Genomic DNA, 12107 nt, shown 5'->3' with positions numbered 1-12107 from the left:
AGAAGCAATATCCTTTTTTTCTATACATGATTCGTTAAAATGAATACTTATACGCTATCTTCATCAAACAAGTATTGAACGGTATACGTATGGTCATACGCAACACCTGCAACAGATGCTGGAACGACGACATGAATTTGTGCGTTCAATTTAGTAGATAAATTGCTCACCGGGAATTCAAATGTTTTGGTATCGCCACTTGTTGTTGTCGTAGCTTCAACATACGTACCATTTTGCTGTGTTTTGAACGATTTGATCCAGTCTTTGTGCTTCAATGTGACTTTGACTTTAGCTACGCCATTTTTGACAATCAAAGTCGCTGGTTTGACAGAGTATTCACCATTATCCATATAAGAAGCATTGTTCGTTCCATCCGCATATACGGTGTAATCAATACCATACGTACCATCTGGAATCGCTGCATGTGCCGATTTAGCAGATAACGGAGCTAGTACTGCGAATACTAGAGCCACCATCATTACCATCGTGATTACTTTTTTCAAAGAAAACTTCTCGACTGTATTTATCATCATATTCATAGTTCCATCCTCTTTTCTATCCATAATGTGATGTGAAAATAAATCCATATTTCGAACTATTCATGTTCATCTATGCTTATCTACTGCACCTTATATGCCAATAGAATAGTATAGCGTGACGCATTAGATGCTGTCTGTGTCAAATTGCAGTTGTACGTTATATTTACCTGTGTAATTAATCACAGGAATTTTGATTTCTGCATAAGCATTCACTTTGCTGTCCAAGTCAGCTACAGGGAACTCCACTACTCTTGTGTTCGCAGACGTATTCGTGCTTACTACAGTAGCATCTACCAATTGACCATTTTGTTCTACTTTAAAAGCTGTAATTAAGTTACTGCTTGTGATGGTCAAACGCGCTGTATTCACACCATTAACAACAGTGACTGTAGCAGGCTTCACTACATAGCTATCCAGACGAGACGTATTTTCTGTACCATCTGCTAATACTTTGTAATCTACGCTGTACGTGCCATTGGCTAGAGCTGCATGTGCCGATTTAGCAGATAATGGAGCCAATACTGCGAATACTAAAGCCACCAAGATGATCATCATAAATACCTTTTTAAAATCCATTTTTTCCATACGGTTCATAACTGCGTTCATTCTTCAACACTCTCCTATAGGTTTAATTTTATTTTTTGATCGCTTTCAGACTTTTTTGATCTAAAGCTAAGCGAATCGTATAGTCATGATCATAGTTGTACGAACTCACTGTTACATGAATTTTAGATACAATCGGATTTTTGATATCTGCAATCGGAAATTGCACAATCCGTGTATCTTTTTTACTGTTACTTTGAATGACTTTCGTATCCATTATTTTACCTTTGTATTTCACTTTGAATTGCGTTGTCCACTCACTATGATTGAGCTGCACTTGCATCGTCATTTTCCCATTTTTAACATATAACTTGGCAGGTTTTTCAAAGTAATCATTTGCCATCGACACCGAGTTATTCTCCGCCTTTAACACATCATACTTGAGGGTATATGTACCATTCGCCAGTCCTGAAGAAGAAGCTGCTTGTGTGATTGATACAGGCTTCATCCCTATCATAAACAGACTCACCATCAAGATTGAAAGTACAAGTACGGAATATCGTTTATACATATGGACAGCATTCCTCCTAATTATTTTAAATTTAATTGATTATCATTCTCAATTGAGAATTAAAAAAGAAGCTCGCTATGAGCTGTCGTCTCTCTCCTTTCACGATACAGAATCGCAAAACAAAGTGGATACAACTCCGATATTAGAGCAACCTTCCAGTGCTTGTCAATACGTTAATATCATCATAAAATGTGTGATATATGAATTTTAAGTATCTATTCTCAAAAAGCTTTTCCTATATATGCGATCAAATCAAGTCTGTATTTCATTTCAAAAATGTGGAAAAAAATTATATTTTACGTTGACAAGTTAATTGATATTCATTATCATTTAGTTAAAGTTTAATTGAAAATGATTATCATTTGCAGTGCGAATGGTAATTAGGAGGATACTCATGAAATCATCTTTACTCTGGTCATCTGCTGTTCTTCTACTGGCAGTAACCGGGTGTAGTTCATCTGCATCAACAAATGTCGCTACTCCTTCTGCTATTGCCGCTACTACACAGACGACTCAATTTACTATAACTGACTTTGCTCAACGACAGATTCCATTTGCTCAGTCACCACAACGTATTATTGCACTTAGTAATGGGGATATGGATATTATCTATGCGTTAGGTGGTCAAGTGGTCGGTCGACCCAATTCCAATGGCCCTGCGGTTGTTCCTACTGCTGAAGAAGTCGAACAAATTGGTTCCACTCATGAAGTCGATCTGGAAAAGATTACTTTTTTACAACCTGATGTAGTGCTTGGAAATCATCCAATGAATGAAAAAGATATTCCTGCCATCGAAGGAATCGGTTCTAAGCTTATCTTAACAGGTGCCAACTCGATTCAAGACATTCAGTCCCAAATTACATTGTTTGGACAACTATTACAACAAGAAGCAAAAGCCAAACAGCTCAATCAACAGATACAAGATCATATCCAAACATTAAGTCAGTCTGATTCTACTATTAAGCCTAAAGTATTGCTGGTCTATGGAGCACCTGGAACCTATATGGCGGCTCTACCCAATTCATTAAGTGGAAATATTCTTGAAGTGGCAGGTGGGAGCAATATTGCAGCCGATCTACCCGGTCTACAAAATTTCCCGCAATATGCACAGTTGAATACCGAACAGGTCGTTCAAAGTAATCCTGACTACATTATGATTATGACGCATGGGAATACAGATGAAGTTAAAGCAGGCTTTTTGAAAGAAATGCAAAACAATCCAGCATGGAGCAGTATCAAAGCCGTACAGAACAATCAGGTTGAAGTGCTTCCCTCTCATCTATTCGGGACAAATCCTGGCACCAAAGTAACAGAAGCACTGGATTTGATTCATCAAGCTTTGTATCCGGTATCTCCATAAGATGAACAAACAGCAACGTAATCGCAGGCGATGGCTTGTCGCTATCCTTTTGCCTATCTTATCGCTGATCGCTTGTCTGTACGGTGTCTTATATGGATCGATCTCTATTCCACTGCGTGAAGTAATGCCTATCTTATGGGGGCATGAACCATCGGCTTATCGCACCATCTTAATGGATCTACGTGTACCACGTGTCATCATTGGTTGGTTAGTCGGAGCTTGCCTGGCTACTGCTGGAGCACTGTTACAAGGTGTTATGAAAAATCCTTTAGCTGATCCAGGTATTATTGGTGTCTCTGCCGGTGGTGGAATCACAGCGATGATCACGATGGTCATGTTACCCCAATTAAGCTATCTACTTCCGATAACGGCTTTCTTAGGCGCTTTTGTCACTGCGGTACTGATCTATTTACTGGCTTGGGATCGCGGAGCTTCTCCGGTGAAAATTATTCTAGCAGGGGTAGCCGTCAATGCTCTGCTTGGTGCATTAACCAACGGTATCATGGTGATCTATAGTGATCGGGTACAAGCTGTTCTTCCGTGGTTATCCGGTGGACTGAATGGGCGAAGCTGGTATCACCTCGAATTTGTGGCTCCTTATGCTGTAGTCGGGTTGATCTTATCGTTATTCGCTATCAAGCCTGCCAATATACTATTGCTTGGTGATGATTCGGCTCAATTGTTAGGGCAACGTGTCGAAATGAATCGTTTGCTTATTATTTTGTTATCTGCATTTCTAGCTGGAGCTGCGGTAAGTGTAGCAGGATTGGTCGGATTCGTCGGACTGGTAGTTCCTCATATGATTCGGCTGATGATTGGTGAAGATTATCGTTTCCTTCTTCCCTTCTCGATGATCGGCGGTGGCACACTGGTTGTATTTGCAGATACTGTAGCACGTTCATGGTTCGGCTCTATTGAATTACCCGTTGGCATTTTACTCGCTGTTATCGGAGCACCCTTCTTTTTATTCCTTTTGAAACGCAAAGGGAGGTTCGGTCTATCATGATAGAGGCGATTCATCCTTCGACTATTACAGCAGCCATTGAAGGCAAACAACTTAGTCTTGAAAATGGTCATTTTCGATTAGATCAGATTGATATCTCGTTACCTAAAGGTCAATTAACAGCAATTGTAGGTCCCAATGGTTCTGGTAAATCGACTTTATTGCGATTGCTCACCAGACTGCTTAAACCTGATCGCGGACAGATTCAACTACTTAATCGTCCAATGAATACATATTCTCTGCGAGAATTATCGACAACGATTACGATGTTACCGCAAATGAAAGAAATGCTTCCGCAATTGACTGTTCGTGAACTGATTGCTTACGGCCGAATGCCTTATAAGCGAAGCTGGCAAAGATCTTATGATTCAGCAGATACAGACATGATCGATCAGGTGATGCACTGGACAGGGATTGAACATTATCAAGATCGCATGTTCCATACTTTATCAGGAGGTGAACAACAGCGTACACGAATAGCGATGGCACTGGCTCAACAGACTGAAATTTTGTTACTGGACGAACCGACTACGTTTCTCGATATTGCTCATCAATTTGAAGTGATGGATATGTTAAGACGGATCAATGTAGAATCCGGTCTAACCATCGTGATGGTACTGCATGATCTGCAACAAGCAGTCGCTTATTGTGATTATATGATTGCACTCAAGCAAGGCAAAGTCGCTACGTCGGGTATTCCAAAGCATATTCTCACCGCTCAATTCATCCAAGACATTTATCATATGCAAGCACAAATTAAATTTGAGGGTGGTTATCCGGTTATTTTACCTGTAATCCCCCATCATCAATCAGGAGGTCATTAAATATGATTATCGTAACGAACACTTCTAAATTAACTAAAGGTAGTGCGCACTTGTTGGTAGAACGTTTTGATAAAGTGGGTAAAGTGGAATATATGGATGGGTTTCTAGGGCTTGAAGTATTGGTCAATCAGAGTAGCAAAGAATTCGAAGAAGTCACAATCAGTACACGTTGGGAGTCCAAAGAAGCTTTTCAAGGGTGGACTAAAAGTGAAGCTTTCCGTGAATCCCATGCTCATGGCTCTACGCCAGATTATATGATCGAAAATAAAATCTCTTTTTATGACGTAAAGATAGTACGTAATCCGATTCAAGTTGAAAATGATCAAGCTGTCGTCTAAATTCAAATGATCCTTTTTGCACAACTCAAATAGGTATAGTTGATTTACTCCAAACAACCCTTGCTATCATCGAAGGGTTGTTTTTGATTTGTTTTCATTAGAGGCATTACGTTATATTTAAGATAATCTACGGATAAGATACATACTCGATATCCTAAAGGAGCATGATATGAATGAGTTCAGAGATTCTAGATTATTTGAAACCGTATAATGCATTATCTATAGAAGCAAAAAATAGCTCTTTACCGATTCAAGCACAAAGTAGCCCTTATTCTTTGCTTGTTATTCCTGATGACAATATCGCGGAAATCATGGAAGATACGCTGGATGAGTACGATTCATTAACCGATTATGTCGATCAACAGTTAGCACAGGTTGAGCAGATGAATGTACTGGATACATTTCGAACATTAGTCAGTCATCAATTACTTTATACCGATATCTCTGACCAGAGTGAACAGGTACAAAGTATGGATTGGGCATCCTTGTACCATACCTACAGCAGTCTATGGGAAATGCCTTTAATAGATGAGTCATTGATTCCAAGTAAAGTAACTTCTTTATTACCTGATCTACAGGCAAAAAGTGAACATACAGATGAATGGATCCAGTTGCCTTTACCTGCGGGCAAAGAATATACAGCTCCACTGATGGTTCCGATGGGTGGATTCAATGAATGCCCTGCTCCTCTTTTGCAAGCGTCTTTATTTCAATACTGGCAAACCAAATATGAGGCTATCCCGATCGTTGTCGATGAAAGTATGTGGATTCTGCAAGCACATAGCCGACCACAAACCGATCAAGAAGCACTACAACTGGCTCAAGAGCATTTTATCTTCTGCTCTTATGTACTGGAATCCTTTGATTCGATTGGAGAATATGCTAGTTATTTGCAACAGCAAGAGTTCTGGTATTTCTGGTGGGATTAACAAAGAGTCAATCATAAGTACCCTTTTTGGGGTACAATATGAAGATGGTATTATATTAAATTTAAAACAAATGGCACGTTACTTGATGTCATTTGATTCCTAAGGAGGGTATCTACAGTATTATGAAAATCACTTCGATTGAACCTACGCCAAGTCCGAATACGATGATGTTGCATCTGGATGAGCAATTACCTCATGGTATCCGTAAAACATATACATTAACTAATGAACGCTCTGCGCCTTTATTTATTCAGCAAATGCTTCATATTGCAGGAGTCAAAAGTGTATTCCATACTTCTGATTTCGTTGCTTTAGATCGCAAAGCAAGTGCAGATTGGTCTGATATTCTAAATGAAGTCCAAGCACAGATGGGTCAAGAAGGAATTGAAAATAAATTCGAAGTGCCTACAGATCTTTCCGGTGAGCACTTTGGAGAAGCAGAAGTATTTGTACAATTTTTCCGTGGGATTCCGATGCAGATTCGAGTGAAATCGGGAACCAAAGAAGAACGTATTGGTCTAGCGGATCGGTTTGTTCAGGCTGTTACCGAAGTAGCTGTAGCGACAATGATCAAAGAACGCAAATTAACCGACTATGGTGTGCGCTATGGTGAACTTGCTGATATTGCGCGTGAAGTTGAACAAGAAATCGAAGCCGCTTTTCCAGAAGATCGATTGAAAAAAATTATTGAGCAAGCGATCTCTCATGGAGCCAGTCAGGAAGAATTTGTAGAACAACGTCGTGAAATGAAAGCAGATGATATCGCTATAGCTCTTGAAAATCCAGACTGGCGTGTTCGTTATGCGGCTTTTGATCTGTTGCAACCAGACGAGCATAGCTTACCCTTGATCGAAAAAGCGTTATTCGATGAGAAAATGCAATTGCGTCGTCTAGCCGTTGTCTATCTTGGAGATCTCAAAACACCTGAAGCAATGGAGCTACTATACAAAGCACTACAAGATAAATCGGCGGCAGTTCGTCGTACAGCTGGGGATACTTTATCTGATATTGGTGATCCTGCGGCAACACCTGCCATGCTCACTACACTGAAAGATAGCAGCAAATTAGTACGCTGGCGTGCTGCACGCTTCTTGTATGAAGTCGGAACCGAAGAAGCACGTAATGAATTAGAATTAGCTGTAGAAGATCCTGAATTTGAAGTGAGTCTACAAGCCAAAATGGCGCTTGAACGGATAGAGTCAGGTGAACAAGCCGCAGGTACGATCTGGCAACAAATGGCGAAAAGTCGTGCCAAAGATAACGTATAATTATTGTGATTACTTGTTCTTCATAAGAGCTTCATGATATAAGTGGTTGTCAAAAACAAAGACTAGACGTATACTGGAAAACAGTCATCTTATTAATGACACTAATTGCATAATAATTGCCTCATCACACAATATCCGATGAGGTAGAGGTCGCAACTATAATGAGTCTATTTGGAGAAAGCGTTAGAGCCGCTGTTGATCCCAAATAAAAAGGTATCGTTGCCGAAGTATACGTAACGCTCTTCTGTTACTTATGCTGGGACTGTATCCGAAAGGAACAGGACTGTCACAGTGAACCATCTTCGGATGTGTCCTGTGTTGAGCTATCTTTACAAAGGAAAAGTATGGTGCGGATCATAATTAAAGGATCACGTATATATACGTGGTCTTTTTTGTTGTGTTCTTGCGTTTGTCTGCTTCCTTTATCTATTCTCAGCATGCGTTGACATGCTTAATTCAGTAAGGAGTGTATCTAACTATTATGGCATCTTCATCTTCTCCATCCTCACCACCGCGTGAACTCAAAGCAGGTTTACGTGCAAGACATATGACGATGATCGCTTTGGGCGGTTCGATCGGTACCGGTCTATTTCTCGCCAGTGGTGGCGCCGTCGCTCAAGCAGGACCCGGTGGTGCACTACTCGCTTATGCTTGTGTCGGAATTATGGTGTATTTCTTAATGACCAGTCTGGGTGAAATGGCAACCTATCGTCCTGAATCGGGTTCATTCAATACGTATGCCGCTCGTTATGTCGATCCTGCATTTGGATTCGCCATGGGTTGGAATTTCTGGTACAACTGGGCGGTCACGATTGCAGCTGAATTATCTGCGGCAACAATTATTATCAAGTATTGGTTTCCGGAGAGTTCTTCTTTTATCTGGAGTCTGTTATTTCTAGCTGTCATCTTTTTGCTTAATATTTTATCAGTCAAAGGGTATGGAGAATCAGAATACTGGTTTGCGATGATTAAGATTGTCGTTGTTATTCTGTTTCTTGTGGTCGGTGTGTTGATGATCTTCGGGATTCTAGGTGGCAAAGCTGTAGGATTCAGTAACTTTACGATGGGCGATGCCCCTTTTAATGGAGGATTGTTAGCCTTTATTGGTGTATTTATGGCGGCAGGGTTCTCTTTCCAAGGGACAGAGTTAATCGGAGTTGCGGCGGGTGAAAGTGAAAATCCACGTGAACATGTACCAAAAGCGATTCGTCAGGTATTCTGGCGTATTCTGATCTTTTATATTTTAGCGATTCTAGTGATTGGATTAATTATTCCATATACAACACCTTCTTTATTACAACGTGATTTAACCGATATCGGAGTGAGTCCGTTTACACTTGTTTTTGAAAAAGCAGGTTTGGCTTTTGCAGCAGCAGTCATGAATGCGGTTATTCTATCTTCGGTTCTATCCGCAGGTAATTCAGGTATGTATGCTTCAACCCGTGTCTTATATGCGCTGGCTAAAGAAGGCAAAGCACCACGAATGTTCGGTCGATTAAATCGTCGCGGAATTCCGCAAAATGCGTTGTTGTTAACGACTGCTGTAGGTATGCTGGCATTTCTAGCTTCGTTGTTCGGTGATGGTATTGTGTATCAATGGTTACTCAATGCTTCAGGGATGTGTGGCTTTATTACATGGCTGGGCATTGCAATCAGTCATTATCGCTTCCGCCGTGCTTTTTACGCTCAAGGTAAAAGTATAGATGATTTACCTTTCAAAGCAAAATGGTTCCCGTTCGGTCCGTTATTTGCATTTATCTTATGTGCAATTGTTATTCTCGGTCAAAGTCTGTCGTATATTACACCAGAAGCGATTGACTGGAAATCTATTTTTGCTTCTTATATTAGTGTTCCATTGTTCTTGATCTTATGGCTTGGATATAAGTTAATCAAAAAAACAAAAGTGGTGCCTTTAACCGAATGTGACCTGAATAGTGGGTCTCATTTAGATAAAAAGTAATCTTATCGCATATACTGTGATTGAATAAAAAAACACCTTCCACTCTCTAATGAAAAAATCGCTAGAGAAGTAGGAAGGTGTTTTTTTGATGTGTGCTTCTGAAATTCTTTTTTAACCTAGTGTATGTTCAGAACCATCGTATGACATCATTTACAATTACGTTATTGGTATAAACTATTTTGATATGATAGCGTGATCTGTTCTTTTATTTTACATTTAAATCATAAAGTTAATACGTAGGCCAACCGCTGGAATCCCAATTGAGATCACTGATTAACAGCTTCGGTGCACCATTATCATTGGCATCATAAGCATGACGAGCAATAATATTGTTACCGACGATGTCTTCACCGCCTGGACCTTTCCATTGAGCGTTACCACTATCTAGAATTGTACCACCACCATTAAGCATATTCACACCATTTTTATCAACATAAGGCCCTGTAATATTGGCGGAACGACCATAGACGATTTTGTACGTACTGTTTACACCTTTACAGCAGTTGTCGATAGAAGCGAACAAATAGTAGTATCCATTACGGTACGTGATCGATGGCGCTTCGATAGCACCACCATTGTTAGGACGTGCGGCAATAGAAGTAATGCTACCTGTTGGTTTCATCGTGTTTTTGTCGAGCTTGGTTAATTTAAGACCACTCCAGAATGAACCGAAAGCTAACCAGGGATTACCAGAAGCATCAATAACCAATTCAGGATCAATGGCATTGTAATCATTAGAACCTTCAGTCGTGCGTAACACTAGACCATCATCACGCCAGCTACCTGCACCAATACTGCTAGCCGAAGCAAGTCCAATTGCAGATGTATTCGAACCAAATGACGAAATCGAATAGTACAACCATGTGCGACCGTTATATGTTTTTACATCTGGAGCCCAGACATCATTTGCTGCTTGCTTAGGTACGTATGTTTTCCACCAAGCTGGAGGAGATAAAAATACTTGAGGCACACGGTACCAGTTCGTGCCATTGTCGGATTTCAATACTTGAATGCCTTTTCCGGTAGAAAAGGTATACCAGCTATTGCCTTCTTTAATTAGGGATGGATCATGTACCCCTACATCACCAGATAATGCCCATGGTGCTGCAAAAATTTTACCATTGGGTGCAAAAGAAAAAAGAAGTGCTGTTAAGGTCAACATTAAAACTAATTTGCTTTTCAGCTTCATATTAATGATGTTCGCCTCCTGCTTCCGAAGTCCGCCAAATGCTGTATTGACAACGTTTAGCGCCTACATTTAATTATAAAGCGCTTTCAATTATGTACAATATAATATTAAAGCAACTTTAAACCTATCCATTTATTTGTATTTTTATGTATATTTAGTTAATGTATTTGTTAATTAAATAGCTTTTATATTAATAAATAAACAAAAGAATATAGGACTCAAAAAGTATATTCATTGTTCAAATTTTATAGACATTCTACAAAGTATAACAATACCGAATTAACATTTAGCTTTTTATATCGGATACCGTCCCTTATTTTTCTAGAAATGGAGTGCTTTCTATACCTAGTATGCTCCTTGCTATCTAACCTTATAAATCATACAAAAAAAGGATCGGTTACTTGCTCCGATCCTTGCTTGTGTTTATATTTTTATTTCCAAGATAAATTTACTTTAAGATCATTTGAACTACCTAGCGATTGTACCGTGTACGAGATAGACTTGATTCCTACAGCAGATAGGCGACTTAGATCGCTTTTCAAACTAGTGATATTGCCATTGTAACGAAACACCAATGACGATTGTCCGCTTGCTTTAGCATTTTTCACTTGCTCTTTAAGGTCTACTGCTGAATTCACAGCTGCTGGTGAATTATCTACAGCATAATTCAAGTTTTGCTCCAATTGCTTGTAAAATCCTGAAGTATCCCCACCGGATGCAATCAATGTGTTCAACGTATCTTTGTAGGCAACAGTTGCCGCAGGATATGTTTTGGTCCAGTTATGATCTTGTTTCATCTGAGCATCTGTACGTAGATAGTAATTGGTATCGACGCCATCGCCTTGATCCGGTAATGGATCATCCCATGTCGTATCCATGTGGTACCAGTTCCCATCAATATTGACAAGGTTCCAAGCATGAAGTTCCCCGCCTGCTGTACCTTCAACGATTTTGTTTTCTACACCTGCTTGTTTGAGCAATGCGTAACTAAGTAATGCATAGCCCTGACATACAGCTGTACCATCGTATAATGCTTCATAAGCCGTATAACGAGTATACGTTTCATCATATTTCAGATGTTGTACTACCCAGTCATGAATAGCTTTGACTTTTTGGTGATCATTCATACCCGGTGTGATGATCTGAGCCACGGTTTGAACGACTTTTTCATTCACATATTTGGTCTGAGTTACTGTTTCCCGATACTTCATATCTACAGTCACTAAGGCTGAATACGCATTACTGCGCCATGTCAGACCATAGCTATCTAAGATATACATTGTATATGGATCTTTTTCCAATGCTGTCTCAAATGAGTCTTGTAACATTGCTTTTAATTTGGCTGTACTGCCTTTGTACGTAAATGTTACTTGTGCACTACGGTTCATTAATCCTTTGTACAATTGATCAACGATATCTGATGTGCTGTTTACAGTGATCTGTGAAGTAGCCGCGTATGCAGTATTACCACTAAACGAAATCGCTGGAACTGTAGAAAATACTAATGTTCCGGCTAAAAGGGTCTTCACCCAAAGTTGACTTGATCTATTCATGCAGACGTAACCGCCCTTCATCGTGTAGGT

12 protein-coding genes and 1 riboswitch are annotated in these 12107 nt (G+C 39.8%); of the genes, 7 read left to right on the top strand and 5 right to left on the bottom strand.

Annotated elements, in window-relative coordinates; all coding sequences use genetic code 11:
- Positions 1-47: 47 nt before the first annotated feature.
- The 3 genes from RCP16_RS00505 to isdC form a co-directional block, all read right to left on the bottom strand.
- Complete coding sequence (locus tag RCP16_RS00505; RefSeq protein ID WP_069325615.1) at positions 48-539, bottom strand: NEAT domain-containing protein; 492 nt, start codon at positions 537-539, stop codon at positions 48-50.
- A gap of 123 nt (positions 540-662) precedes the next feature.
- Positions 663-1145, bottom strand: coding sequence for an NEAT domain-containing protein (locus RCP16_RS00500; protein ID WP_069325616.1), 483 nt, complete (start codon positions 1143-1145; stop codon positions 663-665).
- Between the two features lie 28 nt (positions 1146-1173).
- Entirely contained in the window at positions 1174-1653 is a 480-nt protein-coding gene (gene isdC, locus RCP16_RS00495) for a heme uptake protein IsdC (RefSeq protein ID WP_308641421.1), read from the bottom strand.
- Between the two features lie 394 nt (positions 1654-2047).
- On the opposite strand from isdC, the gene RCP16_RS00490 reads away from it, so the two are divergent.
- From RCP16_RS00490 to RCP16_RS00460, 7 genes are all read left to right on the top strand, one after another.
- Positions 2048-3013: an ABC transporter substrate-binding protein gene (locus RCP16_RS00490; protein WP_308641420.1), complete on the top strand. Its 966-nt coding sequence runs from the start codon at positions 2048-2050 to the stop codon at positions 3011-3013.
- 1 nt (position 3014) lies between these two features.
- Positions 3015-4019, top strand: a complete 1005-nt coding sequence (locus RCP16_RS00485) for a FecCD family ABC transporter permease (protein WP_137225311.1) — start codon at positions 3015-3017, stop codon at positions 4017-4019.
- Positions 4016-4840, top strand: a complete 825-nt coding sequence (locus tag RCP16_RS00480; protein ID WP_308641419.1) for an ABC transporter ATP-binding protein — start codon at positions 4016-4018, stop codon at positions 4838-4840. The genes RCP16_RS00485 and RCP16_RS00480 overlap by 4 nt, the downstream gene beginning before the upstream one ends.
- Before the next feature lie 2 nt (positions 4841-4842).
- Complete coding sequence (gene isdG / locus RCP16_RS00475; protein ID WP_069325621.1) at positions 4843-5178, top strand: heme oxygenase; 336 nt, start codon at positions 4843-4845, stop codon at positions 5176-5178.
- Between the two features lie 173 nt (positions 5179-5351).
- Positions 5352-6107 (top strand): DUF4253 domain-containing protein, encoded by a 756-nt coding sequence (locus tag RCP16_RS00470; RefSeq protein ID WP_308641418.1) that lies wholly within the window; start codon positions 5352-5354, stop codon positions 6105-6107.
- A gap of 122 nt (positions 6108-6229) precedes the next feature.
- Positions 6230-7375 (top strand): virulence factor, encoded by a 1146-nt coding sequence (locus RCP16_RS00465; RefSeq protein WP_308641417.1) that lies wholly within the window; start codon positions 6230-6232, stop codon positions 7373-7375.
- Positions 7376-7511: 136 nt separating this feature from the next.
- A riboswitch (Lysine riboswitch) is annotated at positions 7512-7709 on the top strand.
- A gap of 147 nt (positions 7710-7856) precedes the next feature.
- Positions 7857-9335 carry an amino acid permease gene (locus RCP16_RS00460; RefSeq protein ID WP_308641416.1) on the top strand — a complete coding sequence of 493 codons (1479 nt, stop codon included), beginning with the start codon at positions 7857-7859 and terminating at the stop codon, positions 9333-9335.
- A 229-nt stretch (positions 9336-9564) separates the two neighbouring features.
- Here RCP16_RS00460 and abnA read toward each other — a convergent pair whose 3' ends face one another.
- Together abnA and RCP16_RS00450 are read right to left on the bottom strand one after the other, a co-directional pair.
- Complete coding sequence (abnA, locus tag RCP16_RS00455; protein ID WP_245703385.1) at positions 9565-10497, bottom strand: arabinan endo-1,5-alpha-L-arabinosidase AbnA; 933 nt, start codon at positions 10495-10497, stop codon at positions 9565-9567.
- A 458-nt stretch (positions 10498-10955) separates the two neighbouring features.
- Positions 10956-12077 (bottom strand): transglutaminase domain-containing protein, encoded by a 1122-nt coding sequence (locus RCP16_RS00450; RefSeq protein ID WP_308641415.1) that lies wholly within the window; start codon positions 12075-12077, stop codon positions 10956-10958.
- Positions 12078-12107 lie beyond the last annotated feature (30 nt).

This window comes from Paenibacillus nuruki (assembly GCF_963311185.1).
Classification (GTDB): Bacteria; Bacillota; Bacilli; order Paenibacillales; family Paenibacillaceae; genus Saccharibacillus; species Saccharibacillus nuruki.
The sequence above is the reverse complement of the archived record's forward strand: the minus strand, read 5'-3'. Positions and strand labels throughout refer to the sequence as shown.

Bases quoted from the DNA above. Each gene is read 5' to 3' on its own strand.
- RCP16_RS00490 (WP_308641420.1), top strand. From the start codon at position 2,048: ATGAAATCATCTTTACTCTGGTCATCTGCTGTTCTTCTACTGGCAGTA.
- RCP16_RS00465 (WP_308641417.1), top strand. From the start codon at position 6,230: ATGAAAATCACTTCGATTGAACCTACGCCAAGTCCGAATACGATGATG.
- abnA (WP_245703385.1), bottom strand. From the start codon at position 10,497: ATGTTGACCTTAACAGCACTTCTTTTTTCTTTTGCACCCAATGGTAAA.
- isdC (WP_308641421.1), bottom strand. From the start codon at position 1,653: ATGTATAAACGATATTCCGTACTTGTACTTTCAATCTTGATGGTGAGT.
- RCP16_RS00505 (WP_069325615.1), bottom strand. From the start codon at position 539: ATGAATATGATGATAAATACAGTCGAGAAGTTTTCTTTGAAAAAAGTA.
- RCP16_RS00450 (WP_308641415.1), bottom strand. From the start codon at position 12,077: ATGAATAGATCAAGTCAACTTTGGGTGAAGACCCTTTTAGCCGGAACA.
- RCP16_RS00500 (WP_069325616.1), bottom strand. From the start codon at position 1,145: ATGAACGCAGTTATGAACCGTATGGAAAAAATGGATTTTAAAAAGGTA.
- RCP16_RS00485 (WP_137225311.1), top strand. From the start codon at position 3,015: ATGAACAAACAGCAACGTAATCGCAGGCGATGGCTTGTCGCTATCCTT.
- RCP16_RS00460 (WP_308641416.1), top strand. From the start codon at position 7,857: ATGGCATCTTCATCTTCTCCATCCTCACCACCGCGTGAACTCAAAGCA.
- isdG (WP_069325621.1), top strand. From the start codon at position 4,843: ATGATTATCGTAACGAACACTTCTAAATTAACTAAAGGTAGTGCGCAC.
- RCP16_RS00470 (WP_308641418.1), top strand. From the start codon at position 5,352: ATGAGTTCAGAGATTCTAGATTATTTGAAACCGTATAATGCATTATCT.
- RCP16_RS00480 (WP_308641419.1), top strand. From the start codon at position 4,016: ATGATAGAGGCGATTCATCCTTCGACTATTACAGCAGCCATTGAAGGC.